The 26,246-nt window shown below is 39.5% G+C and carries 35 protein-coding genes; 29 read left to right on the top strand and 6 right to left on the bottom strand.

Going from position 1 to position 26,246, the window contains the following annotated elements; translation table 11 throughout:
• Positions 1-115: 115 nt before the first annotated feature.
• Positions 116-2,428: a glycoside hydrolase family 3 N-terminal domain-containing protein gene (locus AACH28_RS04795; RefSeq protein ID WP_341832352.1), complete on the top strand. Its 2,313-nt coding sequence runs from the start codon at positions 116-118 to the stop codon at positions 2,426-2,428.
• A gap of 338 nt (positions 2,429-2,766) precedes the next feature.
• Here the strand turns inward: AACH28_RS04795 and AACH28_RS04790 are convergent, their stop codons facing one another.
• From AACH28_RS04790 to AACH28_RS04780, 3 genes are all read right to left on the bottom strand, one after another.
• A complete protein-coding gene (locus AACH28_RS04790) occupies positions 2,767-3,750 on the bottom strand; it encodes a transposase (RefSeq protein WP_286767918.1) in 984 nt (327 codons plus the stop codon).
• Positions 3,743-4,096, bottom strand: coding sequence for a transposase (locus tag AACH28_RS04785; protein WP_286767917.1), 354 nt, complete (start codon positions 4,094-4,096; stop codon positions 3,743-3,745). Before AACH28_RS04785 ends, AACH28_RS04790 begins: the two co-directional genes overlap by 8 nt.
• A 190-nt stretch (positions 4,097-4,286) precedes the next feature.
• On the bottom strand, positions 4,287-4,460 hold the full coding sequence (locus AACH28_RS04780) for a hypothetical protein (RefSeq protein ID WP_313236076.1): 174 nt from the start codon (positions 4,458-4,460) through the stop codon (positions 4,287-4,289).
• A 52-nt stretch (positions 4,461-4,512) separates the two neighbouring features.
• Between AACH28_RS04780 and AACH28_RS04775 the strand changes: the two genes are divergently transcribed.
• Positions 4,513-4,869 (top strand): hypothetical protein, encoded by a 357-nt coding sequence (locus AACH28_RS04775; protein WP_313236078.1) that lies wholly within the window; start codon positions 4,513-4,515, stop codon positions 4,867-4,869.
• Positions 4,870-4,891: 22 nt separating this feature from the next.
• On the opposite strand, the gene AACH28_RS04770 is transcribed toward AACH28_RS04775, so the two are convergent.
• Genes AACH28_RS04770 through AACH28_RS04760 form a run of 3 tightly spaced genes read right to left on the bottom strand, consistent with a single transcriptional unit; the run spans position 4,892 to position 6,493 of the window.
• Positions 4,892-5,710, bottom strand: coding sequence for an exonuclease domain-containing protein (locus AACH28_RS04770; RefSeq protein WP_313236079.1), 819 nt, complete (start codon positions 5,708-5,710; stop codon positions 4,892-4,894).
• Between the two features lie 4 nt (positions 5,711-5,714).
• Complete coding sequence (locus tag AACH28_RS04765; protein ID WP_313236081.1) at positions 5,715-6,128, bottom strand: hypothetical protein; 414 nt, start codon at positions 6,126-6,128, stop codon at positions 5,715-5,717.
• Between the two features lie 8 nt (positions 6,129-6,136).
• Positions 6,137-6,493 (bottom strand): hypothetical protein, encoded by a 357-nt coding sequence (locus AACH28_RS04760; protein WP_313236084.1) that lies wholly within the window; start codon positions 6,491-6,493, stop codon positions 6,137-6,139.
• A gap of 104 nt (positions 6,494-6,597) precedes the next feature.
• Between AACH28_RS04760 and AACH28_RS04755 the strand changes: the two genes are divergently transcribed.
• The 27 genes from AACH28_RS04755 to AACH28_RS04625 all read left to right on the top strand — a co-directional run bounded on the left by AACH28_RS04755 (position 6,598) and on the right by AACH28_RS04625 (position 26,115).
• Positions 6,598-6,840, top strand: a complete 243-nt coding sequence (locus tag AACH28_RS04755) for a hypothetical protein (protein WP_313236086.1) — start codon at positions 6,598-6,600, stop codon at positions 6,838-6,840.
• An 11-nt stretch (positions 6,841-6,851) separates the two neighbouring features.
• On the top strand, positions 6,852-7,433 hold the full coding sequence (locus tag AACH28_RS04750; protein ID WP_313236088.1) for a helix-turn-helix transcriptional regulator: 582 nt from the start codon (positions 6,852-6,854) through the stop codon (positions 7,431-7,433).
• A 5-nt stretch (positions 7,434-7,438) separates the two neighbouring features.
• Positions 7,439-7,765, top strand: a complete 327-nt coding sequence (locus AACH28_RS04745; RefSeq protein ID WP_313236090.1) for a hypothetical protein — start codon at positions 7,439-7,441, stop codon at positions 7,763-7,765.
• A gap of 18 nt (positions 7,766-7,783) precedes the next feature.
• Positions 7,784-8,200 carry a hypothetical protein gene (locus tag AACH28_RS04740; protein WP_313236093.1) on the top strand — a complete coding sequence of 139 codons (417 nt, stop codon included), beginning with the start codon at positions 7,784-7,786 and terminating at the stop codon, positions 8,198-8,200.
• 107 nt (positions 8,201-8,307) lie between these two features.
• Positions 8,308-8,640 carry a hypothetical protein gene (locus AACH28_RS04735; RefSeq protein WP_286709550.1) on the top strand — a complete coding sequence of 111 codons (333 nt, stop codon included), beginning with the start codon at positions 8,308-8,310 and terminating at the stop codon, positions 8,638-8,640.
• Positions 8,637-8,978 (top strand): hypothetical protein, encoded by a 342-nt coding sequence (locus tag AACH28_RS04730; RefSeq protein ID WP_286709551.1) that lies wholly within the window; start codon positions 8,637-8,639, stop codon positions 8,976-8,978. Before AACH28_RS04735 ends, AACH28_RS04730 begins: the two co-directional genes overlap by 4 nt.
• A 2-nt stretch (positions 8,979-8,980) precedes the next feature.
• Entirely contained in the window at positions 8,981-9,328 is a 348-nt protein-coding gene (locus AACH28_RS04725; protein WP_313236095.1) for a hypothetical protein, read from the top strand.
• A gap of 92 nt (positions 9,329-9,420) precedes the next feature.
• Entirely contained in the window at positions 9,421-9,849 is a 429-nt protein-coding gene (locus AACH28_RS04720) for a hypothetical protein (RefSeq protein WP_313236097.1), read from the top strand.
• 15 nt (positions 9,850-9,864) lie between these two features.
• Positions 9,865-10,743 (top strand): hypothetical protein, encoded by an 879-nt coding sequence (locus AACH28_RS04715; protein WP_313236098.1) that lies wholly within the window; start codon positions 9,865-9,867, stop codon positions 10,741-10,743.
• A gap of 29 nt (positions 10,744-10,772) precedes the next feature.
• Positions 10,773-11,027: a hypothetical protein gene (locus tag AACH28_RS04710; protein WP_313236101.1), complete on the top strand. Its 255-nt coding sequence runs from the start codon at positions 10,773-10,775 to the stop codon at positions 11,025-11,027.
• An 8-nt stretch (positions 11,028-11,035) separates the two neighbouring features.
• Positions 11,036-11,353 (top strand): hypothetical protein, encoded by a 318-nt coding sequence (locus AACH28_RS04705; RefSeq protein ID WP_153847528.1) that lies wholly within the window; start codon positions 11,036-11,038, stop codon positions 11,351-11,353.
• A 53-nt stretch (positions 11,354-11,406) separates the two neighbouring features.
• Positions 11,407-14,973 carry a DNA primase gene (gene dnaG / locus AACH28_RS04700; protein WP_313236105.1) on the top strand — a complete coding sequence of 1,189 codons (3,567 nt, stop codon included), beginning with the start codon at positions 11,407-11,409 and terminating at the stop codon, positions 14,971-14,973.
• 11 nt (positions 14,974-14,984) lie between these two features.
• Positions 14,985-15,290: a hypothetical protein gene (locus AACH28_RS04695; RefSeq protein ID WP_313236107.1), complete on the top strand. Its 306-nt coding sequence runs from the start codon at positions 14,985-14,987 to the stop codon at positions 15,288-15,290.
• 97 nt (positions 15,291-15,387) lie between these two features.
• Positions 15,388-15,603 carry a hypothetical protein gene (locus AACH28_RS04690; RefSeq protein WP_286709557.1) on the top strand — a complete coding sequence of 72 codons (216 nt, stop codon included), beginning with the start codon at positions 15,388-15,390 and terminating at the stop codon, positions 15,601-15,603.
• 183 nt (positions 15,604-15,786) lie between these two features.
• The gene (locus AACH28_RS04685) at positions 15,787-16,245 is read left to right on the top strand and encodes an RNA polymerase sigma factor (RefSeq protein WP_288637237.1); all 459 of its coding nucleotides are present in this window, start codon (positions 15,787-15,789) and stop codon (positions 16,243-16,245) included.
• A gap of 6 nt (positions 16,246-16,251) precedes the next feature.
• Positions 16,252-16,827, top strand: coding sequence for a hypothetical protein (locus tag AACH28_RS04680; RefSeq protein ID WP_286709559.1), 576 nt, complete (start codon positions 16,252-16,254; stop codon positions 16,825-16,827).
• Between the two features lie 433 nt (positions 16,828-17,260).
• Positions 17,261-17,749, top strand: a complete 489-nt coding sequence (locus AACH28_RS04675; RefSeq protein WP_153848611.1) for a hypothetical protein — start codon at positions 17,261-17,263, stop codon at positions 17,747-17,749.
• A 107-nt stretch (positions 17,750-17,856) separates the two neighbouring features.
• Complete coding sequence (locus tag AACH28_RS04670; RefSeq protein ID WP_286709560.1) at positions 17,857-18,333, top strand: hypothetical protein; 477 nt, start codon at positions 17,857-17,859, stop codon at positions 18,331-18,333.
• A 60-nt stretch (positions 18,334-18,393) separates the two neighbouring features.
• Positions 18,394-19,677 (top strand): S49 family peptidase, encoded by a 1,284-nt coding sequence (locus AACH28_RS04665; RefSeq protein ID WP_313236111.1) that lies wholly within the window; start codon positions 18,394-18,396, stop codon positions 19,675-19,677.
• Between the two features lie 33 nt (positions 19,678-19,710).
• Complete coding sequence (locus tag AACH28_RS04660) at positions 19,711-20,679, top strand: hypothetical protein (protein WP_313236113.1); 969 nt, start codon at positions 19,711-19,713, stop codon at positions 20,677-20,679.
• Between the two features lie 84 nt (positions 20,680-20,763).
• The gene (locus AACH28_RS04655) at positions 20,764-21,252 is read left to right on the top strand and encodes a hypothetical protein (RefSeq protein ID WP_313236116.1); all 489 of its coding nucleotides are present in this window, start codon (positions 20,764-20,766) and stop codon (positions 21,250-21,252) included.
• Between the two features lie 33 nt (positions 21,253-21,285).
• Positions 21,286-21,993: a hypothetical protein gene (locus AACH28_RS04650; protein WP_313236118.1), complete on the top strand. Its 708-nt coding sequence runs from the start codon at positions 21,286-21,288 to the stop codon at positions 21,991-21,993.
• A gap of 68 nt (positions 21,994-22,061) precedes the next feature.
• Complete coding sequence (locus AACH28_RS04645; protein ID WP_313236120.1) at positions 22,062-22,310, top strand: hypothetical protein; 249 nt, start codon at positions 22,062-22,064, stop codon at positions 22,308-22,310.
• A gap of 28 nt (positions 22,311-22,338) precedes the next feature.
• Positions 22,339-23,046, top strand: coding sequence for a hypothetical protein (locus tag AACH28_RS04640; protein ID WP_313236122.1), 708 nt, complete (start codon positions 22,339-22,341; stop codon positions 23,044-23,046).
• Positions 23,039-23,623, top strand: coding sequence for a hypothetical protein (locus tag AACH28_RS04635; protein WP_313236124.1), 585 nt, complete (start codon positions 23,039-23,041; stop codon positions 23,621-23,623). Before AACH28_RS04640 ends, AACH28_RS04635 begins: the two co-directional genes overlap by 8 nt.
• Positions 23,616-25,130, top strand: coding sequence for a hypothetical protein (locus AACH28_RS04630; RefSeq protein WP_341832351.1), 1,515 nt, complete (start codon positions 23,616-23,618; stop codon positions 25,128-25,130). The genes AACH28_RS04635 and AACH28_RS04630 overlap by 8 nt, the downstream gene beginning before the upstream one ends.
• A 151-nt stretch (positions 25,131-25,281) precedes the next feature.
• Positions 25,282-26,115 carry a DNA adenine methylase gene (locus AACH28_RS04625; protein ID WP_286709569.1) on the top strand — a complete coding sequence of 278 codons (834 nt, stop codon included), beginning with the start codon at positions 25,282-25,284 and terminating at the stop codon, positions 26,113-26,115.
• Positions 26,116-26,246: the final 131 nt, after the last annotated feature.

Raw genomic sequence — 26,246 nt, 5'->3', positions numbered from 1 at the left:
TGCTTCATAAAGAAGCAATATAAGTAACTGATTATAACGTATCAAGCCAAATGTTTTTATTGCCGATAAGGCGGACGTTTTGACTACGAACTCATTTATTAAAATAACAGATTATATGAATGCAAGGAAACTACTATTCGCTTCATCTTTCAGTCTATTTTTAACGTTTTCGGCACAAGGCCAGGTTTATCAAAAGATTGAGAATAAATACGGCCCTGTCTTGGGTTATTCGACAACTTCAGGAGTGCAGATCCTAAGCATTGCTGGAAATAAATTTAAGGATCTCAATCGAAATGGGAAATTAGATCGTTATGAAGACTGGCGTTTGATACCAGAGGAACGTGCCAAAGATCTCGCCTCAAAATTATCTATTGATCAGATTGCTGGACTTATGTTATACAGCAGACATCAAGCTTTACCAGCACCGGCCCTTGGATTTATGGCTGGCACCTATCAAGGAAAAAATTACCAGGAAGGTCTTGTTTCACCTTGGGCCCTGACCGATCAGCAGCGCGAATTTCTGGAGAAGGATGGGCTTAGGCATGTCCTGTTAACGGCAGTAAAAGATCCGGAAACCGCTGCCCGCTGGAATAATGAGTTGCAGCGTTTTGTGGAAGGGTTGGGATGGGGTATCCCGGCGAATAATAGCTCCGATCCACGTCATAATGCTGTTGTCAATGCGGAGTTCAATGCAGGGGCAGGGGGGCAAATTTCGATGTGGCCGGATGGACTTGCGATGGCGGCGACATTCGATCCAGCTATCGTTAAACGTTTTGGGCAAGTGGCGGCTTCGGAATATCGATCATTGGGCATCACGACGGCATTATCGCCACAGATAGATTTGGGTACCGAGCCGCGTTGGTACCGCATTGGTATGACTTTCGGAGAGAGCCCCGAGTTGACCACAGCCATGGCTAGAGCTTATATTGATGGCTTTCAGACATCGAGTGGAAATGACGAAATTGCCTTAGGCTGGGGGTATAAGAGTGTCAATGCTATGGTGAAACATTGGCCCAGTGGAGGGCCTGAGGAAGGTGGTCGGGACGGCCATTGGGCTATTGGAAAGTTTGCGGTATATCCAGGTGATAATCTGAAGCAACATATTATTCCATTTGTCAATGGAGCTTTCCAGTTGACTGGAAAGACGAGCAAAGCTGCCGCGGTTATGCCCTATTATACGATTTCTTTTGGTCAGGACAAGAAGAATGGTGAAAATGTGGGAAATGGTTATAGCAAATATTTGCTTACCGACTTATTGCGCGGCACCTACGGTTATGATGGTGTGATCTGTTCGGACTGGCTGATTACGGGAGATGAAGCGCCTAAGCCAGATGGATTTGCAGGTAAACCCTGGGGGGTAGAACAGCTGTCGGTGGCAGAGCGTCATTATAAAGCATTAATGGCAGGTGTAGATCAATTTGGAGGCAATAACGATAAGGCTCCTGTTTTGTCGGCCTATGAACTGGGTGTCAAAGAGCACGGACAGAAATTTATGAGACAACGGTTTGAAGCTTCCGCTAGAAGGCTTCTGTTGAATATTTTCCGGGTAGGACTCTTTGAAAATCCATATTTGGATGTCGAGGAGAGTCGTGTCACTGTCGGAAATCCGCTCTATATGAAGGAGGGCTACGACGCACAGGTAAAGTCCGTTGTTTTACTAAAGAATAGTAATCAGCAATTGCCTATTCGTGGACGGAAAAAAGTTTATGTTCCGAAGATGTATAAGGCAGCAATGAAAGATTGGTGGGGAAACTATACACAGGCGCGATTGGAATACCCCGTCAACATCGATCTCTTGCGGAAATATGCTGATGTAACCGATAACCCCAATGAAGCTGATCTTGCAGTCGTGTTTGTACAGAGCCCGATCAGTGCCGAAGGTGGGTATAGCGAAAGGGATCGCAAGAATGGTGGAAATGGATATGTTCCCATTTCCTTGCAATATGGCAGTTATACCGCCTCAAACGCACGAGCGGAGAGCATCGCTGCGGGTGATCCAGTAATCGATCCATCGATTAAGAATAGATCTTATAAGAATAAAATGGTGACTGCTGCTAATGTGATGGATCTTCAGACGATATTGGATACGAAGGATATGATGAAAGATAAACCAGTTCTGGTTGCTGTAACTGCCAACAAGCCGATGGTATTTGCCGAGTTTGAGAAGGAAGTCTCTGGTATTGTCTTGAATTTTGGTGTATCGACACAGGCTGTATTGGATGTTATGTTTGGAAAGTATGAACCATCTGGTCTTTTACCGGTTCAAATGCCAGCGAATATGGCTACAGTAGAGAAGCAAGCAGAGGATGTGCCCTTTGATATGGAGGTATATGTTGATCAAGCCGGACATGCTTACGATTTTGGTTATGGTTTGAACTGGTCGGGTGTAATTAAAGATGAGCGCGTGCGCGAGTTTGTAAAGAAATAGGTTTAATCCATAAATACTATGTAAGTCACCATCATAGTTTCAGTTCATTTAGATGGTCCTGGGGTCAATCAGCGCCAGATAATTAGCAATTACTTTTGATAAGGTCGAAGCATTTGCTCGGCCTTATCTATTTTTATATATTTAAATTATTATTAACCTAAAATATAACCATATGAATGTTGTTTTAATTGCCATACTCGCCTTCGTTGCTTTTTTTCTGTATGGTCAATTTAAAAATGAGAAAGGGGAAAAGCCCTAGCTTATTTTCATCTTCAAGCTCGACTGCCATATCGACGAGATTTTAAGGATCAAGCTGAATTCTTGGGGGGTAATCATTTTTAAGCATACAATTTCATCACTCTGTACAGGAAGAATGTTGTATCCCTTACTCCACGGAAGACGCTCCTGAAAGCTTTGAGTTTTGCATTGAAGGACTCTGCGGATGCATTGGTGCTTCTATTGTCGAAGTAGTGGAGAATGTATTGATGATGTGCTGCAATGGATCTTGCGACACTCTCGAATGAAGCAATACCCGCGTTCTCAACCTGGTTGTGCCACAGTCCTAACTTTGTGAAAGCAACTTTTTTATCCCTGCATTTATTGAAGATGTCACCTAAGGCAACTCCAAGATCATAAGCCTGTTTTAGCTTGGGAAACCTGATGAACAGCAGTTCTGCACGGCGTTTTTGGCTTTCCGACCATCGACTTGGATGCTTGAACAGGAGGTGTCTCGACCTAGCTAATAGCTGTTTGAGCGTATCACCATTAGGCAACAACTCGGGGTCATATGGGATACCCCGTTTTCGCGATTCCATTATTTTTTTGCTTTCTGCATCTAAGACTTCCCATCGGTATTTGATACGGAGTTCCTGAACAGCATCATAAGCAAGTTTTTGTACATGAAACCGATCGATAACCCTTCTGGCATTTCTGAAACACCTACGGATAGCCTTTGCCATATTGGGGGCCATATCCATCGTTACTTCCCTAACTTTGTTCCTTAGTTTAAGTGGAATGCGCTCTAATACAGCAATAATATCTTCCGCCTTTGTCCCTCTTATGGTAGCCAATATGGTTCCCTTCCTGCCCTTTGCTGATTTACTGCTTACGATCGTGTAAAGTTCACCGTTGCTAAAGCTGGTCTCATCGATGCTCAGGTGTTCCGATATGTTATCAGGAAAAAGGGTCCATTGCTCTGCGTGTGGCTTTTGGTCCCAGTCCTGGAAGTCACTGAGATGGTTCTTGTATTGATCCTGTAGTTGCTTACCGTCCATTTGGAAGAACAGACCTACCAATTGGGCGCTTACAGGATGATTATCCAAATATCTTCTTTAAAAAAAGCCCGAATTCCGTAGTCATTCGAGCACCCTCACGCACCAGATTCCAATCTCTTGTGATGATCTCTCCGGTATCCAGGACCGTCCAGCGACGACGGCGGATATGTAGCGTAACTTTCTGGCCTCGAATGGGAAAGTCTGAAATCTCAGTGGAAGGCATGAAGCCCTTTGACTCCAACTTGCTGTTCTGATAGCCTGTCGGAGCAATATTAAGCTCATCTAAATAAATGTGGAGCTGATTGTCAACCTGATCGACTTCTAAAATCTGAAAGTATTCCAATAGCCCTTCGGGCATCAATAGGGACAGTAATTTACGTTCGGCTTCTTGCAAGGGATATCTGTATTAAGGATGCTAAACTAAGAAATTTTTGACATTCCCCCCAAGAATTCAGCTTGATCCGATTTTAATAAATTTTAACTTTTGAAACCATATAGTGTATAAAAAAAGCCTCTTTGCTTTAAACAAAGAGGCTTTTAAGTACGCCAATCAGTTCTGTACCTAGGCCCATGTAATCAAATAGTTATAGGTCGGTAGTGCCATTTGTGCACGGCAACACTTTGAATCCCCTTACTTCTGCCAATTCTCGGATATCACTGATGTAATCATCAAGCTCTTCTTGAATGGTAGAATAGGGAGCAGCCAGCTCAAACGTAATTCTTACCTTATTTCCGTCGTATTGTTTCTCTTCGTTCATATAATTGAATTTTTGTCGTTTTTTAATTTTGTCATGCTATCTAATTTTAATTATGGAAAAACAAGAAATTATCATGATTATAGCTGCGTTAGTAGCTATAATCGGCTTACTTATTTATACCAGTTGTTACTGGAAGAATGAGTATGAAGAACTTCGTAGTGAAGTTAGATTACCCAGTCAAATACCTACTTCTCCTAATCCACCTCCGCCACCAAGGACTTTTATTGAAAGAAATCCTTATTCATGTAGTGAAAAAAGAGTTAAAGCTTTAAAAGCTTTAATTTTTATGATGAGTCAGTTACAAAAAATTCCTACTTGTGAACATCGAGATCACATACAAAAAAAACTACTTTCGGAGATTGATCTAATAGAGAAAGCTCAATCTCTAATTGACGTAAATAAAGATTAGGCGAAAGCCTAATCTTTAAAATCTATTTTATTGCAACCCTTTTTCCATTCATTGCAGAATCAGATATCGCTCCACCCGGAGCCTGAGAAATTGCATGCATAAACAATATGCCAGCAGATACAGCATCGTAGGCTGCTTTATGGTTCCAATACGGGATTCCGTTATCTTTACAAAGGTTTTCCAGTTTATAGCTAGATTCATATTTCATAAATCTTTTTGCAAGTTTGTAAGTGCATACAACCCTTATGTTGGTAAGCTTTTGTTTTATAAAAGAAACGGTTTCCTTCAAAACATTTATATCAAATTCAGCATTATGAGCGACTAAAAGCCTATTGTCCAAATGAGGTTTAATATACTCCCATTGCTTTTCGAATGTTGAATACTCTCTAGATTGATTAATCGAAATTCCATGGATATGTTCGAATTCCCAAGGATGTTTGATAATTGGCTCTAATCGGAATTCTTTTACATCTAAAAGCTTTTGTCCTTTAAAATGAGCAATTCCTAAACTGACTGCGCTTAGAGGATTTTTATTGGCTGTCTCGAAATCGATGACTGTAAATTCTAGTTCATGAAAATCAATTGGGACTGGGAATCGCGTATGAAATTTAATATCAAACGAACCTGGATCTATTTCATTTTTAATGTATGCTTCAATATTCGCATTTAATGTTAAGGCTGCTAAATCTTTTTCGTCCTTCAAATGCTGGCCTTTATCATAAACCTCTTTTGATAATGTAGAAAATGATCCTTTTTTTGGGATTTTATCAAAAGCTCCTGCGCTATATGCCCATAATAATCCAAGAAAAACGATGGCAATAATTATGTATAAAAATTCCATGCAATTAATCGTAAAGTTTAGTAGCCATTTTAAAATCGAGATATTGAATTTTATCAGTTGTTAGGGTTTGCATGCCTGAAAAATCCCCGCCAACAACGGATACGGTTATATATTTCCTCGATTGGTGATAGGGTAAAATAATCCTTAAGTTCTCTGCAGCTTTGACCTTTAAAGTTTCATTGTAAATAAACCTTATCCCACCAATTTCTGAAACTTGTGATGTTGGTTTTAGATCAGTTTTTTTGATAACTTTTCGTTGTGTTTCGGTATTTACAACTTCAAACTCTGAAGAAGATATATTGGTTGTAAATGTTATACTCTTAGAATATAGTTTCTCTTCGTTATCTGGCTTAGGCTCATTTTTTCCACATCCACTTAGAATGAGTATTATAAGGATGAACTTATTTTTTATATTCATTTATATGGTTATTTGTTTGTTAGTTCGAAAAGCTTACTGCTGATTATCTGGTTATACTGTTCTAGAAGCTGAATATACTTATCTTTCCAATATTCTACCTCGTGCTCTAAGTCAGCATATGTTTTAGGAGATTTCTTTTGAGTTTCGGGTTCTTGAACAATTTGCAATAATTCTGGAAAATACTTAGAAAAATCAAAGTCTATTGCTCTACCATATTTGATAATGTAATCTAATGATAGATCAGAATCGGAAAAGTGCCGATAAATTGTAGCACGATCTATATTCATTTTCTTTGCTGTCTTGGATACGTTAATACCCTCAGATTCAAAGACCTTCTTTAATATTTCACCTCTACTTTTAATCATGTTGCAAATTTGCAACATGTTTTGTTGCATTTATTTTACGAAAAGTGTTGCAAAATCAATATTTGTGTTGCATATTTGTTGCGTAATAGCAACACAAAAGTAATATGAATCTTCAAGTTGAAAAATCGCAATTAAGTACTAGTAGCTTATCGATACTAAAAAAATGTCTACCGAAAGGTGCGTATGAGCTTATTGCTAAGGAATTTAATATTAGTAAAAGCACTGTATCAAGAATTCTTGATGGAAAGATTGAAAATATTGAAGTAATCGAGTTTGCATTAAAACTCGCAATAGACAAACGCAACAGAATTGATGCGCTGGCGACAAAGATTGATCTGTTAGTGTAGTTAGCAGTAATATGATACGATTAAAGGTCATAAATCAAGAACTCCCTGCTGGTATCGAAGATAACGGTTATGAATTCTTTTGGTCGAATCGAGATCAGGTTCTGAAGTGTACGCATGCAGGGAGAGTTTGGATCTGGGGAGATTTCCCTCAGGAGGCTATCGATATCGTTTGTGAAGACATGGCTGCGCATCCGGAAGTTATTCTTGATATCAGAGACTGGAATGTGACTGACAAAGATGAAATGATTGCTCTTTATATCTTCTGCAGATTTGGAAAGTACGACACGGAACCCGATATCCACGCTAATGGGACTATAGGTTACGCTGAATATTTTGACTGCGGAAAGCGTGGTACCTGTAAATATGAAGGTAGGATCTGCACGACGCTCAAGGTAGAAAACGGGGAATTGACAAAGCGTGAACTGGAGACATTAAAACTGGTGGCCAAGGGTAAGTTGAACAAAGAGATTGCGGACATTATGGATATTTCCGAGCACACCGTAAACTCTCATATAACCAATATACAGCAGAAGGGGAATTTCTTCAAAAAATATGAAATGATCCTGTTTGCCAAAGACAAGAACTTAATATAAAACCTATGAAAATAGAACTTTTAACTGACCGCTATGCTATGAGAATAGATTATGGTCAATCGCACAAGGATTTTTCAAAATGTCTCAGTGAAATGCATGAGCTAGTGAAAAATACTACTCAGGCAGGTTTACAAGTAACTCCAAAAGAAGAGACTTTGTCCTACATCACTTGCTGGAAAAATGAAACTGTTGTCGCTCGTGTTGATATCACCGGTATTTCTAGAGGCAGAAAGAAGAGAGCTCTGGACAATCTTCGAAAGTTTCATCCGGGATGTGTGATCGGAAAATTTACGGCATTCGTTTCACCGGCTCCAGCTGTAAATTTTATCTAACCATTAGCCTTAATAGCCATGATCAACACAACAATTGATAGATCGAAGGGAGAAATGATATTAAAATATCCGGTTCTCTGCCGTAGAAAGGATGAGGTTGTCAAGTTCTACTCGAATCAGCAGGCTTTTAATATCTGGTCCATTCGCCAACGAGTATTTATTAAAGATGTGTTGGCCAAGTTTATGAAACAGCGCCAATATGCGCTTGCAATGCACATGACTTCACGTCAAGATATTGCATTACGTCGGATCGACTTTGTGCTGCGAAGTTACTACGAAAAGGATTCCCTCAAATTATTGGTCAAGAAAGTAATTATGTTGGAGTCGGATATCTTGGAAATCGCTCCGAGTCCTAGATCGAGGTTCTACGAGCATTATGTGACTGTCATCGTCTGTCTGTTCAACTGGTGCAAATGGTATTCAAAACAATTTTAAAATTAACACGGGCTTGACGACCTGAATCGTTCTTTGATCCGCCCTTAGTTTTCGGTGTCCTGATCAGGTCAGGGGATATAGTAAAATATTAGTAATAGAAGAATAGAATGGAAACAAAATTTATTAATTGGTCGCTAAATGGTGATCTGTCCGTCGGATATTTCGAAGGAATAAAAATGGCCTACGACATGGGTTTGAACCATGCGAAGTCAGATAGTCTAGAAAGGAAGTACCCGGAAATGGTAGAGGTATCTTTTATTGAGGTCTACGTTCGGCACAATGTCTTGGCTCGTGTTGATGTACGCCATATGGACACACTTCAAATAGAGCAAGAAAAGAAACGGCTGTCTGAGAAGTTTCAGAACAATTGTTCGCTCGCTCATTATTGCCACTATCAGGAAGAGGGTGTTAAGTTGGACTATTTTGAGGAGGTGATATGAAGAAGTGGTGTTTAGTAGAAAGGGATGGAAAGCTTGAGAGCTTTATACAAGTAGTGAATAGCTCCATGTCAATTTTGTCTGCTTGGGTAACTGAAAGTCAAAATAAGTACCCCGATAGCTTCGAAAAGAACCGATACCGCTATACGATCGAAGACGAGGCAAAACAAGTAATTGAATGTCACAACTACCCTGAAATGGCTCTGTTGGCAAGGGTAAAAGTTTCCCATAATACATTCGACGAGCAAACTGCAGAGTTTAGACGCTTGCGCAAAAAATATCCAAAATGCTCTGTTGGTTATAGCCAATGGCGTCCAGGTCTAACATATTTTGAAAGTTAATCATGGCAAAAAGAACCTATGAATTTGACTACCAGTGCGGTGATGCCAGTTGCATTATTGAGGTAGACACCAAGATTTTTAATGAAGATATAGCTATGCAGGCATTGACATTCTTTGATTGGGATTGGGATAAAGAAGCCGATATCATTTCTGAAATTATAAAAAAGTATGCGTTGCGCATTTTCCAGATATCCGCCTCAGCAAACTATTCATTAAAAGGAATTATCCGAAGTTTCAATGATCATGAAGGCTTTGTTCCACTTGGGAAAACTTATGGAATTCAACTGAAGGAATTTGAGAGGTACGAGTTCGCTGAATATTGTTTGGACGTTCAAATGACGGAGGAATAACTATGGCAGCGTTAACAATTTTTATAATCATTTGTATCGGTCTCGGCTATATGCTATGGATTGATGGACAATATAACAAAGGGAAATAAATAATGGATATCAAAGCTACACTTTCGAGGATATACAGGAAGATCAAGCACATCGGATCAACTGATATTCCAAAGGATTTTAATGAGGAATATGCCAAAGGCTTCGAACATGCAACCAAGTTATTGAGTGTTGCAATGGTTCACGAGTTTGGAAATTATGTCCAGATCGAGGAGAACAAAGCCCAGGTGATCCGTGATCTGAAGAAGAAGATAGACGGACTTGAACAGAAATGCTTGGGACAAAAGCTGGATATCCAAAAAATGGAGACCCTTCTCGATCGAACCTCAACGATTACTCTAAGCAACAGTAAGAAAAAGAAGATTTTCCGGGCAGTGGCAACTATCACCGGTCAACCTTATGAATACATTAAAGAGCAGTTTATTGAATTGCTTGATGGAAAGCTTGTTAAAAATAAAAATCTAAATAAATAAATCAATTAAATCATTATGAAAAATTTAGCAAAAACTTGTTTTACGCTCATGATCATCATAGGCGTTTTAGGCGGAACTTATGGGATTTACAAAATGGTGCTAGGAAACTACGCTTTGAATGATCCGTTTACCTTCGGTTTTATATTGATGGCTTATATCATACTGGTCGCTGGCGCATACGTAGCAACAAAGCGTATCTGGACACTATTAATTATTGGAGTTATGATAACTTTTCAATCCTGTAATTATTCAAAATCAAATCAACAGGTTGTTGTCTCGGAGGATTGTGGTATGACCTGGAAAAAAATTAATGTTGGTGAAGCTGTGCCAAAAGGTGGTTTGAATATGTGCTACATGAAAGTTGTTGTTCCTAATTTTCCTATGCAGGGCGAAGCCACTTTCATATCCAATCTAAAAGATAAAGTTCGCGCCAATGTACATATTGACTATGATTATTCAATTATTGATGCGCTCTCATTTATCAAACAAGCTAAATTTCTAGGAAAGGCCAATGTCGATGCAGATAACGAGGAAGCAATTGGTAAATCATTTGAAATGGCTGAAAATATGGTGATCGATAAAAGAATAAAAGATGTGGCCAAAAGGATATTTGTTGATGAGGATATAGTAGAGCTCGACCAGTCGGAAATTGAGAATCATCTTTTGGCCGAAAGCAATAAAGTGTTGGAACAACTGGGCGTTCACCTGAACTTTATTACACTTTCATTTGACCTGGATGAACAAACACGCCAAGCTATTGACGTATCCACAGCAATGAAAATCTATGAATCCAAAGGATTGACTGATCTGGGAAAACAAGTGATGTCTCAAAGAGCTGGAGCAACTAAGATCACAGTTGAGAATAAAACTGAGGCTGTAAAATCTGAGAATTAACCGAATTATTTAATCTTAAAAGGGTAATCATGTATAATATTTTAGAGTCAAATATCAAGTTTGACAAATCAGGACAGATTCTGTCTGTATTAGTCCTTGTCGAAATTTCCAAAGGAGACATTAGAGCGATTGAGGGAACCAATAAGCCCACAGGTGGATACATGGTCATCATGCCGAATACCGAATATAAAGTTGCTGATCTAATGCAGCAGGTCGCAGGATATGGAAGGGAAGTAACAGAATTGAGATTGATTCCAACTCAGTGGAAAAAACATTTTAAGTAATCTTTTATATGGATTTGAGAATATTTGAATCAATCACCCGAACAGTGACTGTGATCCATCCGGAAAAGTCCTTTGCCATTTTTTCATTTACTCCTGAAGGGAGCTTATTTATAGACTCAGACTGGGGTTTTTATGGCCACAGGTGGAGAGGTTGGGGTGAGGAAACTTTTGTCAATTTTTTACTGCAGATCAGCGAGGATTATTTTGTGAAAAAGCTGGAGATTAATTACTTCAACGAAACGGGAAATAAGCTCGTTGAATCTCGCAAGCAAGCTTTGGCCATACTTTTTTCCGAGTTTCAAAAATACCTTTACGACCATCGATAACATGCTCATTTTCCTCATTAAAATACTTGCAATTATAATTCAATTAAAAATCCATGATAACTCAAGAAAGTATAGATAGAATATTAGATGCCACTAGAATAGAAGATGTAATTGGCGAAGTAGTGAAATTGAAGAAGAAGGGATCTAATCTGCAAGGGTGTTGTCCTTTTCATGATGAAAAGACAGCATCATTTGTAGTAAGCCCATCTAAACAGATGTATAAATGCTTTGGCTGTGGTGCTGGAGGGAATGTGGTTACTTTCTTGATGGAGAACGGCCGACTGGAGTTTCCGGATGCGATACACAAACTAGCTGCTAAATATTCAATGACAGTTGAGGAAACGCTTTCCAATGAAGAGGATAAGGAGGTCAAGGAAAAACGTGCGACGATGATTGACCTTAACAGGTTCGTTCAAAAGTCTTGGACGAATAATATTCTGGGTTTGCCGATCAATCATTGGTCGGTAAATTACCTTTTGGAAAATAGAAGGCTTTCAATGGATACAATAGTGGAATGGCAGATCGGGTACTCTCCAGATGCCATGAAATCGATCACTCCGCACGTGTTAAACAATGGCCAATATGCAATTGCTGAAGAACTTGGTTTGGTGAAGAAGAATGATAATGGTAACGTGTATGACACTTTTATCAACAAATTAATATTTCCCATTCATAGTGATCGAGGCGATATTATTGCTTTTTCCGGAAGAAGAAACGATGAAGAAAAGAGGGATGGTCCGAAATATATAAACTCTAAGACTTCATTACTCTATAGAAAAGAGGAAGTCTTATTTGGACTATGGTTTGCCAAGCAGGAGATCCGGAAAAAGAAAAATGCCATATTGGTCGAAGGAAACTTAGATGTGATCATGATGCACCAGATGGGCATCCGCAATACTGTCGCTTCCTGTGGTACGGCTTTAACGGAAAGCCATGCTCAAAAGCTTGCCCGGCACTGTCAGAGCGTGACGATATTCTTTGACGGTGATGATGCAGGTCATAAGGCTACTTTAAAATCAATTGACATCCTGATATCGGCGGGCCTTCGTGTCAATGTTGCCCGTCCGGACAAAGAGGACGATCCGGATACTTTGTGTAAAGTTTTAGGTAGTGAGCTGCTTCCGAAAAATGGTGAAATGCCTTTAAAAGGATTGGAAGGCCGTAAGAATCCTATTGAGGAGTGGCTGGAAAACCATACTCAAGATGGGGTGATGTGGAAAGCTATGTATCTTTTGGATCATGCGAAGGACGATATCCATTTGAAGGATCAGGCATTGGCCGATATTGCCATGATGGTTTCGCTAGAGCAGTCGGACTATCTGCGTGAGAGCTATATAGAGCGAATTTCCAAAGCTAAGAAAATGAAGCTTGGAACGTTGACAAAACGTGTCGAAGGTTTGATTGAAGAAAGAGTAATACTTGAAGAAAGAAAACAGGATCAGGAGTCTATATTGCCATCATGGATAAATAAGGAAAAATTCTATACACTAGGTTTTGATTCTAAAAAAGACGGCATTCAGCATACTGGTATCTATTTTCATATGGGCGACAAAGGAGCAAAGCAGCTAACTAATTTTATTATCAAACCTTTGATCCACGTTTATTCGAAAGATGAAAATGCTAATAGGCGTTTGACTGAAGTGGATAATGGTATATCAAAAACAGTTTTGGAACTACCCTCCAAAGCTTTTACGTCCGTTGATCAGTTCGAATCGATATTGATGAATGAGGGTGTATACTTTCTGATGGATGGTTTTGCAAAATCCCAGTTAAATAAACTTAAATCAGTTTTACTAAGGGAGTACCCAAAATGTTTTGAGCTGAAAACACTGGGCTGGCAACCAGAAGGGTTTTGGTCATTTTATAACCGGGTTTATCATAATGATTCTCTTAGCGCATTTAATGAGTATGGTTTTACTGATGTTAATGGAACCAATTACTTATCAATGGCAGCCAGTTCCTTGGCTAATGAAGTTCGGGCTGAAGACGACATTTATAAAAATGACCGTTATTTGTCCTGGTCACCAGCACCTTTCACATTTTCTGAGTGGGCAGAGATGTTTGTCGGTGCGTATGGCCTTAATGCATGGACTGGGCTAATGTTTGTTTTTGTCTCCATTTTTCGCGATATCGTTTATGCACTCAATTCTTCATGCCCTCACTTTTACGTTTATGGTTCTGTAGGTTCAGGTAAATCAGTTTTTGCAGAATCAATATCTAATCTGTTTTTTAAGGAAATGCCTTTCTTTAATTTGAATCACGGTACCGACTTTGCATTCTTCTCGAGAATGGAACGTTTCCGCAATTGTCCGGTTGGATTCAATGAATTCGACGAAAATACCATAAAACCAGAGTGGTTTGGAGGTATCAAAGCTGGTTTTGACGGTGAAGGTCGGGAGAAAGGTTCGATGACTAAGAAGAAGAAAACAGAGGTTCAGGAAATTTATTGTACGCTAATTCTTATTGGTCAATTCCTATCTACCAAGGATGATGCGTCTGTTTTATCTAGGTCTATTCCGGAGCAAATATCCGCAACGAACCGGACGCAAGCACAGATCGACAATTTTAATCGCTTGAAAGCATGGGAGAAAAAAGGATTAAGTGGGATTTTAGTGGAGCTTCTTCAGTATCGTTCTTTGGTGGAAACTAAATATGCTGAGTTTTATGCCCAAGAATTCAAGAAACTATCTCAAGCCTTTGAAAAGATAGGTGTTCGCGTAAAAAGTCGGATCCAACAAAACTTCTGTACGATGTTGACTTTTCGAAAATTGCTCGATGGGATGATTGACTTTCCATTTTCTTACGATGAATTCTTTGATCATGTTAAGCGATCCATTATTTCATTGTCTCAGCGGATTACCGAATCTGATTCTTTGGCAACTTTCTGGAAAACCTTAGAATTTTTACTCGAGCAGGATATGATCACCGACGGTTGGGATTTTAAAATTGACGTTCGGGACTCTGTACCGTTAATTATTTCGCGCGCTGATGTCGGTGAAGATGGTAAAAATACTCGTGTAAAAACATTTGAAGAGCCTAAAAAACTCCTGTATGTAAGAATGACCAATATTCACCCTTTGTACATGAATGCTACTAGGCAGCAAACCGGAAAAACTGGTCTAAACAGCGAGACTATTACAAATTTCATGAGAGAACAGGAATCTTTTATCGGTACCATAAAATCAACAGTTTTTAAAAAGAAAAATGGATCATCCACTCCATCTAGCGCATTCGTATTCGATTATGATATGATGAACTTGAATTTGGAACGTGAAGTTGCTCCAGTAGGATCGCAACGTACCATCGTCGGATCGGTCCGGTACAAAGACGCTGCTGTTGTCGAGGCTTTGGGTGAGACTAAAGTTTCATGGACAATGGAAATTGATGAATCTTACGAAAAGGAAGGCTTCAAAGTCGAAAAAATAATAACTGTTTCTTGTTTCTCCCGAAAATTGGACGAGGTTCGCCGTTTGACTGTAGGGACTCCAATAAAGGTTGAAGGATTATACAATGAGTATACAGCTGGAGACAAACGGAGAGGAAATATGTTAGTCGAAAATATTGAATTTACCGAAGGGCCTTCCGTGCCAGTACAGGATCAGGCCGAATTGTTCAATTAAATTTCAAAAAGATGCAGATAAGGATTGTTGGAAAATCGCTAGGTATGGTTGGTCAAAACTTGTCATTTAAAAAGGAAGATTTCTTTGGTTTAAAGCCGGAAGAATCAATAATTCAAATCGGAAATGGAAAAGAAAATGGTACCATTAGAACAGATCGATTTGAATTTCCGATTAAATACGTTGGTTCTATAATTTGCCAGTTTGATAAACCTGAAAAGATGTTTGCTTTTTTACTACCAAAAAAAATAGATGATGAAGATATCTATCTTCTTTATGGTACAACCGGTAGTGAGATTTTTACTGAGGAATTATTGTAAAAAAAGGATAGAACGACTGGTAAAACAACGGGGTATATGCGCTTTTACGCACCGGTATTTACCAAAGCTAACAGCTAACAAAGATCTAATTTATTACATGAAAAAAGATGGATTAAAAAAAGGTGGTTTAAAACAATCGAGGTTAAACTACCTATACCGAAAAGTGAGAGAGGCAGACTTTACGATCGATCCTGGACTCAGGGAGATTGACGTATTTCCTTACCAATCTTTTAACGAAATTCCTGTTGGCCCTCGATATTACGTGGGGCAATTAATGAAAGCTGGATTTAATGTCCAGATGAAGATAAGGTAAACTGAATGAAGATGGTATATAGAAAGCTATCAAGAAGGCAAAAGAAAGAGGTTATAGAGTTATTTTATACCGGCAGTTTTTTATTGAAAGAGTTAGCGCAAAAATACCGAGTCAGTGAGAGCAGCATTAGCTTGTTGATTACTGCTCATTTGAAAAGTCGAAAATTTACAACCAAAGAAAAAAATGATTGAACAATATTTAGCAAAGGCACCAAAACGCTTTCTTAGTTATGCTATGGGCCTTACCAAAGATATCGATGATGCTAATGACATTATACAAGAAGCGATCATCTCAATATGGCGATCTCGCGATCGTACAAATGACCTATCCGACGGCTATTTTAAATATGTCCTTAAGCAAAAGTTTGTGAGCTTGATCAGGAAACAAAAGAAAAATATGCAGCTGCTGTTGGATAGTGAGCCGATCAGCCATAACGATGCACTGACCAAGTTTTATCTTAAGGAGCTAGATCAGATCGTCGATACAGCAAACCCCTTACACAGGGATGTTTTTCGGCTTAATATGGCCGGTTACAAATTCCGTGAGATTGCCGAGATGTTGGATATCCCTGAAGGAACTGCTGTTGGATCGATGCGATATATAAGAATTAAAATTAAAACCAAATTACTTGAACATGCCTAATATATTATGAAATCAGGAATAGATTTAATCAAAGAAAAAAGAGATGGTCATTTTCATCATGATCATAGACCTGTAGACGACCTAAAGTATGGAGATGGAAGCTTAACCAAAGTTGCAGTTACCTTGCTTACAGGTGATCCGAATCTTTGGCCATTAGGTTGGCCGGATGAAGTTTTGAACAAATTTGTGAACATGTCTGAAGTTGAAAGGTTAGCTGAGGCAGCTGCTTTCATAGCTGCTGAAATTGACAGGTTGAATTTTGACCAGAATGTCAACTATTATTGTGGGATTGGTATGGATGTATCTTATAGTGGTATAGTAGACCTAATTCAGGGAGATGTAATGATCGCTAAAGAGAAAATGTTAGAGCTTATCACAGTCCATTTCCATGCTGTTAACGAGAAAGAATTGGTCGATAAAGAACTGCGTGGTGTGAAATTTGATTTTACGCATGTCAGGCAAGGACTTTATCATATATGTAATTATATGGATTTTAAGCTACCACTAGTAATTAATTCTGAAAATGAATGTTTCGAAATAGATTCGGATTACAACATTGAACAGAAACCCAATGTACTTTAAAGTAAGAAGCCAATCGACATGATTGGCTTTTTTGTTTGTAGATAATGAGGAAATTGCTAAGCATATGAAGCAATTTAAAGATGGTGTTCCAATCGTTCCAATTAAAAAAGGTCACTAAGGGCCTATTTTCCTAATAATTTCCAACTGTTCCAATTTTCTGATTATTTCCGGCCATTTTTTCCAAGGTGCGTTTCTCAGCTGTGGGGGCTGATTTTGTGAGTTAATTAAGAAAAAGATAACAAACGTTTCAAATGCATGAAAAAGTGTTCCAATCGTTCCAATTGTTCCAAAAGTTTATTTAAATATATTTAAAGCTATATTTTATTAAAAAAGTCAATTGGAACAGATTGGAACAGTAGGAACGCATTGGAACATTGGAACACTTTCAACGGTTTTGATGTGATCTGAATGCAAAAGAGGATATTTTTGCGCTATGGTCGTAGACATACCAATTTTAGTAACCGAGGTTAACAAGCTATATCTTTCTTCCAAGTTTGATACTGATCCTTTCATTTTATCAAAGAAAAATATCTTCGGTATTTTCCTTTTGAATTCATTGTGTAAAAAAAAGAATCTACCGATCAACAATAATCGTATTGACCTGAGTAAATATGATCAGGAGCTAACGGTTCAGATAACGGAGCGTGCTTTTAAAAACAGTGGTTATTGTGTACCCAGTAAGACGCTTGTTGATTTCAATAATATGGTTAGGTTCATGTTCCTGGATGAGTTCCATTCGTACATGGATTTCCATGTTACTTACAATCGGTCTCAGATCAGGCAGTGCATTATTGATTTTATGAAGAAGTGCAATTTGCATGAGGATATCATCGGCATAAGGACATTGGAGAAAGATTACGAGCGATATCGGGATCGTCAAAATGAAATTTTAGGACAATTCTTCAAAAAATCAATCGCCTAATTCTTTCTGACTTTAAAATGACAAAAAACTAGGGGACGAAAGTGTCGCAAAATTTAACACTTTTTGAATGTCGTTTCTTATCCTGGTCAATAAATCAAGTTTGTATTATGATAAAGAATTTCCCAAAGCGTCCGATCTTAAATCCTGGAGGATTAGGATCATTCTACTTCGTTCCAAAACATGAAATAGAGAAAATTCCGAGAGTTCATAGAGGACTGGCTCAACAGCAGGTGGTGTTTAAGAATTCGTCTTTTTGGTACACTGGTTATGCAAGCTCTGATTCATTGGATTTTGGCGAGAAATATCAGACCTCTGACAATGGAGGGTATTTCGATACAAATATAGACGGTGCTTTTCCTGGTGACTCTTCCGAAATTCAGGACTTGTTTAAGAGCATGGGAAATTTTACGGTTCGCTATGTCATTGTATTTGTAGATCTGCTGGGTAAACAGCGTATTGCCGGGCTTGATGGGGATTTATTTTTTACGTACAGTTATTCAGCAAAAGACAAACGCTATTCATATTCTTTTGAAGGTAAATGCCTCGAAAGCGCCCCGATATACCCTTATACCATCAATTTATAGTCGTTTCCAAGTAAAAAAGCCGATCAATCTTTGTGCTTAACAAATTGATCGGCTTTTTTAATGAATGGTTTCAATGTAATTTCTTCAATTCTTAGATCATCGTGGCTTCTGGATGAATCCTGGATCGACGCAAACTGGAGTTTGATCCAGATGCTCCTTAATGGAGAATCCGTCTCTTTCAATTCCTCGGCTCCTTCAAACCTTATTCTTGATCCAAGTTTGGCTAGATACAATTATCGGGATGGCTGGACTAAAGCAGGTAAGGATTCAATAGCACTTTACGATTTACGTGGGCCAATCATGCATTATGGCTTTTGTGGCGATGGAACGCATGAGCTCCATAGCGCATTTAATGAAGCTGAAAATGCGTCCAATATAACTTCCCATTTCTTACTTATCGATTCTCCTGGGGGACAAGCTGATGGTGTGCTTGAATTTATGCAGGCAATTATGGCTTCTGTAAAACCTAGCTTGAGTTATATCAATGGAGGTATGGCAGCGAGTGGTGGTGGCTTTATTGCTGCTGCTGCAGATGCTGTATTTGCTTCTTCCAAATTATGTGAGATAGGAAGTTTTGGTGGTTATTCCACTTTACTTGACGCTACTGAACGTGAACAGAGAGAGGGGGTTAAGCGAATTGTTATTAAGGCCAAGCAGTCTAAGGACAAAAATACCGTCTATGAACTTGCGAAGGCTGGAGATAAGAATGCGCTCGCTGAACTGGAGGATCGTATTTCCCTGGTTACTGGCGAACTTCTAGACGCTGTAAGGTTGGGCCGTGGTGATCGATTAAAAAATGACAGCTGGGCAACCGGCAAAATGTATTTCGCTGATGAAGCTTTGACAATGGGCCTCATCGACGGTATTGGGACAATGGATGATGCTATAAGGCATCTCCGCACACTCACTTCAAGCAAGAAAACTAAAAATTTTAATATGAATAATTTTAACAATGTGGCTGCATTGGCTTCTGTTGAAGCTGAAGGAGCTGAGGCCGCTTTAGACCTGGCTAACGCTGATCTGACAGCAGCTGGTATTACGGACTTTACAATCGTCGAGCAATCAGTTATCGATGAGGGGGCGCGCGTGACAGCTGAACTTGCGACTGCTAATGCTTCGTTAGCTACGGCGAACACGACGATCGCCAACCAGGAAGCAACAATTCAGGCGAATCAGACCCGCATTCAAACTTTGGAAGGTGTGATTGCTAAGCGTGCTGCTAGTGATCCTGGAACGAAATCTAAATCTGCAAAGAAATCAACAGAGGATCCTGAAATAGAAGAGGAGGAACCTACTACTGTTGCTGCTCACAATCAGATCGCCGATCGCGGAATTTTTGGTTAGTAGAATTAAGTGTTTATAATTTAACCGTGTATAATGAGAATTAATATTGATGAAGTAGTAGCCGAATTTGGCAGCTATTATGTAGATGGTGGGCAAGGGATGCAGAACCTTCAGACGGTTTTGATGCAGAGATCTGTTTTTACACAATCTTTTCCCTTATTGCCTACGGATAGTACTGTTGTTTATAAAGCAACAGCATCGATCAAACGGGTGTTACAGGCATTTCAGCGCAAATTTACGCCGATTGCTGGTAATGAGGTCAAATTTGAGTTGGAGAAAATTGAGCTTGATCATGTTAAGATCGATGAATTGATCTCTCCAGACGAAATTATGCCGTCATGGCTAGGGTTTTTGGCTGAAAATAAACTGGAGCGTAAGGATTGGCCTATTGTCCGTTACATTTCAGAGCAACTTATTATTAAGCAGTACTATGCTGACTTAGAGCTCTTGGAAGCTTTTAAAGGTGTTAAGGGCGCTATTGTAGATGGAACAGCTACAGCAGCTGGTGCTTCTTTAAATGGCATCCGGAAAAAAATCCGAGATGGATTTGCTGCTGGTAAGACAAAGCAGATTGTACTCGGGGCTATGCCTACCGATCCAGTTCAGGTAGCTGATTATATTGAGAATTTTGTGAAGAATATTCCTGATTTGATCCGTACGGAATTATCAGAAGTTTCGGTTAGCCTAAAAGTCGAGCGCTTGTATCGTGAGGGTGTTCGAAAAAAATACAATCTGAATTACGAGCAAAAAACAAACTTATCTACTCTGATCGATGATCCACAGATCACAGTCAAAGGATATCCGGCAATGGATGGTAGTGATCTGATCTTTACCACTCCAAAATTCAACAAGGCAAATCCAATGAAGGCTGGAGAAAATCAGGGAAGATTCGATGTTCAAAAGCAAGATCGTGATGTTAAGTTGCTTTCTGACTGGTGGATCGGATTAGGATTCTGGTACTTGCCTTATGTGTACCACAATGACCAGGATTTAGTAGCATAGGCTTTTTCATAGTTAAGTATATAGTTGTTTTGGTTGTGGGCTAGTCCCACAATCAAATTTTTAAAAATTAAAAGATTTAAAGCAATGGCTGAAAATGAAAACAAATCAACTCAGCAAGAGTTGGATACGGCGACAGCAAAGATTATCGCTGGAAAGGATAAAGAAATTGCTGCTCTAACAAAAGAGCGTGATGTACTGAAATCCAAAAACGACGAGCTCACTACCAAGAATTCAAGTCTTGAGAAGGATCTTGCCATAACAAATACCGAGAACAGTAATTTGAAAGCAGATAATAAGTCATTGAGCGACTCGGTGGATGCCCTAACAACAGAGCGTGACGAAGCAATGGAGCTGATGACTACCATGTCAAAATCACTTGAAAAGGTTCAAAAAGCCGCGAAAGATGGATTTCAAACGCTGGAGCATAAAGGTAAAACATATTCTATCCATGGTAAAACGTTCTTTTTCGAAGGAAAGGAATTCACCACTGAGAATCTTTTGGAAGATTCTGATTTGGTTGGACGCTTGTTGAAACTTGGTGTAGGATTTTTAAAAGAAGTAAAGGAGGACTAATTGATGTACAGTGCAATTAAATTTTTTGCTGGGATGCTATGCTTGATCATGGTTTCCCTTTTTATTGGCAATACCATTGCTTCAGCTACTGGGAGTAATTCTGTTGGATTGGCGTTTGCTTCAGCAATCTTTATCGGGTCTTTTGTCCCGTTAAAAAGCGCTGGTGTTTTACTAATGGGGTTGAACGCGAAAGATATTGTCTTTCAACAGGGTGTTTTCAATCCTGGTGGAGTAGCAGGAGAGGTCTATTACGCTTTTACTGAAGATATAGAAACGTGGCCCGTTGCGCTTTCAAAAATTGTGACTGAAACCGCTACTGACTTTGAAGATTTAGTTACGGTAAAGGCTGCCGATGATTTCAAATTTAAGACCGGGAAGTCCTTCAAGAAGCTGTACGTTACTTTGGAAACTGGTGAACTGAAGTATTCGCTGATCGGTGCCCGTGATGGAAAGTCGTTCCAGAACTCGATGGAAGTATCCTATCCAAAAAATGATGCTACAATTTCCGGGTTTGTTGCATCAACAGCCAATCGCCGGATGGTATTTATTGCCATTGAGCAGAATGGTACTGCAAAGGTTTTGGGTACAAAACAGTTCCCGGCTCAGCTGGATACAGCGGAAGGCGGTACTGGTAAGTTGATCGAGGATCCGAATACTTTGGTGCAGACCTATATCTCAAAATCACCAATTCCACCAGCGATTTATGAACCGCCAATCCTATTGGAACCGGTTGGTCCATAATAGTATATTTTTAATGCGTGAAATAAAAAGGCTCTTGTTGAAGAGCCTTTTTTGTAAATACATATAATATGAACGATAAGATTGTAAAGATTATCAATATCTTGGAGGAGAAGTTTTATGTGCCGGTACGAACTGACGGTGAGAATATTTTGATGGAGCGTGATGAGATCGAAGCTCAAGTGAATATCTATTGGCAAAAAGATAGTAATTGGGAAAGTATAGATGTTATTGAGGCGCTTGATTACTTGCAGATACCTGCTTTTTTAAATGACTCAAATGTAATGGTTTATATCTATAAGCCGAAAGTGTCGTTTTAGCTAAAATTGGCTCAAATACCTTTGATTTATGGCAATTTCCGTTATTCAAAGGTATTTAGAAAACTCGCATCGCAGCTATGAGGAAGGTCGCGTGTTGTTCGAAAAATTTGCCTCGAGCAAAGTTCTGATCTCTTTTTTTCGAAGCGGATCATCACCGCTTCATTATAATCGTTTACTTGAGGAGCTGAAGAAGCTCGCCCAGGAGGATCGCCCATCTGATGTCAAGGTTGCCTCTAACACAGTAGAGAAATCGATCATTGCTCCATTGGAGTCTTTTGATATCCCTGCCAAAGCTGCTTTGAATGACGATTATTTCTTATTTCCGGAAAAAATCAAAGAAGTAGTCCGGAGAAAAAATATGCATTACCGACGTTCACAGCAATTGTTTATTGAAATTGGTTTTACGGATGATCCTGACAAGAGGCTTGCAATGGCGGAGACACTGCTGAATGATCATGAGCAGGTGAACGCTTGTTGGGCTGTCATTGACGAATACAAGCAATCAGGTAAAATTTTTGTAGAGAAAGCGAAGTCTATTCAGGAGGAAATCAATGATTTACCGCTTGATAAATTGCTTGCTCATCTCAAGAATATTCCTCCCAATATCTCGAAGGATAAAAAGAAGCTTGAAACCTTAGCCGATGGACACCAAAAAGCAAAGGTGCTTTCTCGCTTTCAGCTTAACCAAATTAAACTGGATCTAGTCAAAAAAAGATTGGAGGTCCTAAATGGCTAAACCAATTTCAATAGATTCCAATAAGGATGATATCCTAAGCTATCTTAAAGATCCCGATTCAAAAGAGTCCGATCTCACTGTTAAGCAAACCAAATTGCTTGAGTGGTATGTGGATGCTTATACATTATTCAGGAATTACAGCTCGATGACCGAAACTATAACCGTTCTCAAAAAGTTAGGAAGTCTTCGGGATAACCCGATATCCAATTCAACAGCTCGGCGATATATCAATGATGCCCTGGAGATTTTTGGATCGGTTGGCCGTATGAAGGCCGATGTCATCAACCACATTGTGATTGAGACTCTTCTCGATGCCCGGATCATGGCCAAAAAGCAAAACAATGCGATGGCCTTAAAGGAAATTGCCAAAGAGCTGAGAGCTGCTGGAGTCAACGATGAAGCAGGCGCTTTGATAGCTGATCAGATCGAGCAACATCAAGTTATCATTTCACTTGATCAGACAGCTCAACGTGCATTGCAAAAAATACACGCCGGTGGAGTGATTGATCTCGGTGATATCTTAAATAGTATGTCTGAAGAAGCTCAGGTGATTGGGGAGGAAAGTAATAATGGTTGAGATCTCGAAGCCTAAACTCCAGGTAAATCGCAATCTAGCGCAGATCCTGATTCGGACTGCGCCGCAAAAAATTAAGGTATTAGAAGGGGCTAGAGCAGTAGGTAAGTCGACGGTTTTAGCGGATGAAATGTCCGAAACAGCTTGTGATATGCCCCGGTCTACCAATTTCCTCCAAGGTAGAACATATCAACAGATTTTAACCAGGACATTGCCGTCCACCATTCTTTCTCTGGAGACTTTGGGTTATAAGAATGGTATACATTTCACGATCGGGCAAAAGCCTATCTGGAAGAAGTACAATCTTCCTTATGAGCCACCGTTGGATTGGGGGAAAACTATTGCTTGGTGGACCGGAGCTGTATGGGTGATGTTAAGCCAAGATGTTTCATCTCGTGGTATCAATACGTGTTCTGGTTTGGCCGATGAATACTGTGAGCTTGATCCAGTTAAATTCCAGGCTGAGACCTATGCAACTCTGCGCGGTGGTAAATCTCATTTTGAGCATAAGAAGAGATGGTTGTCTCAGGTATATGTAAGTTCTATTCCCAGAACTCAGGAGGGTAAACATATCTATACCTATGAGCAGGCCGCTTTAACAAATCCGGACGAGGTATTTTATTTACGAGCTCCCACCCGGATCAATGCTGAGAATCTTCCTGATAATTATTTTAAGATGCAGCGTCGTATCATGTCCAAATATGAATACGATATCGAGATAGAGAATATTCGGCCCAGGGCTGTTGGTGGGGGATTCTATCCGGCATTCAATGAAAGGAATCTTTGTTATGATTCTTTTGACAATGATTATCTGAGGGGGTTAGTAGATGAGGGTGTTGGTTATGATCGCACTAAGTTTGAGAAACTGGATTGCCGTGAGGTAACTGATATCATACGCAGCACACCACTGGATATAGCCCTGGACTATGGAAAGTTCTGTTGTATAGTCACGGCTCAGGAGACATTCCTGAACGAATGCAATTTCCTTTCCTCGATTACGCCTGAAGAAGCTGGGGAAATGCTGGAGATACTTGTCCAGCGCTGGTGCGATTACTATCAGCCTCATCCCACTAAGCGCGTTTCGTATTGGTATGATCAGACAGCGATCGGTAAAGACGGCCGTTCGCCTAAGACTTATGCCGATATCGTAGTTGAGGTGCTCATCAAGAATGGGTGGGATGTGGATCAGCAATATTATGGTGCAGCACCTGAGCACTCGGATAAGTATAAGTTCTGGTCTATTGCCATGCGAAATGATCATCCATTGCTACCTATATTCAAATGGAACCGGACAAAATGTAAGTATCTCATTGAGTCGATCAATAACTCAGCAGCTAAGGAGGGTAAGTTTGGTCCGGAGAAAGTCAAGACAGATGAACGTAAGACGCACGTCGATCAACGGTATACAACACATCAAGGGGATGCAATGGATATGATAGGGTACTTTAAATATTCACATCTTATAGAGAGTAGCCAGGGATTATGGCTGCCATCTAGGTCTTCAAGTTAAAAGAAGCCCCTCGACTTGCCTTCGAAATTCTCACAATCAAAAACCATACAGTGCATAACACACCGACGTGTCGAGGGGTATAACCTGACGCGATGTTAGAGTTATGCAATAAAGTTTTTGATTGTGAGAGCACAAATTTAATAAAATATATATGAAAGCAAGTAAAAATTACAATTCGTCGCCGTTGCCGTTTATGGGACAAAAAAGAAGATTCCTTACAAAATTTAAAATTGAGCTCGAGAGCTGTGATCCTAATGCCACTTATGTGGATTTGTTTGGGGGAAGTGGTTTGTTGAGCCATACAGTTAAACAGCATTGTCCGGATGCGCAAGTCATATACAATGATTATGATAATTTCGCAAAAAGGATTGAGTGGATTACTAATACTAATAAACTCATACAGGATATACGCAATCTAATCTGTGACCTTCCTAAAGATAAAGCAATACCCTTTGAAAGAAGGCAGTCCATATTAGATAGAGTATATTCAGAAGAAAAGCGTTTAGGATACGTTGATTATATCACCTTATCATCTAATTTACTCTTTGCAATGAATTACGCCCTGAGCTATGATGAATTAACAAGACAGGTATTTTACAATACGCTCAGAGAAACACCTTATAATGCGATTGGTTATTTAGATGGTGTTCAAAGGGTCTCCATGGATTACAAAGAGTTATTTGAACTTTATCGCGATCAGGCTAATGTTATATTTCTCGTTGATCCGCCTTACTTATCTACAGATGTTTCAAGCTACAAATCATCACATTGGAAGTTATCTGATTACTTAGATGTATTGGATGTGCTTGACGTTGAGCAATACTTTTATTTTACATCCAATAAGTCTAATGTTGTAGAGCTATGTGAATGGATATCTAAGAAGGTTCCTGGGGCTAACCCTTTCGAACATGCTATAGCTATTTCCCATGCAAATAATCCTAGCTATAATTCAAAGTTCACCGACATAATGCTTGTTAAACGATAAAAGAGCCGCTTTATGCGGCTCTTTTGTTTAGTGATTCTCCTGGATCGAAATCATATTCCGTGGGGGTGTAAATGGCAATTGCCCTTTTAGGACAGGGCACGGCGGGCTTCAAGTAGATACTTTTAATGGTT

Source organism: Sphingobacterium thalpophilum (genome assembly GCF_038396785.1).
GTDB lineage: Bacteria > Bacteroidota > Bacteroidia > Sphingobacteriales > Sphingobacteriaceae > Sphingobacterium > Sphingobacterium thalpophilum_A.
The sequence above is the reverse complement of the archived record's forward strand: the minus strand, read 5'-3'. Positions and strand labels throughout refer to the sequence as shown.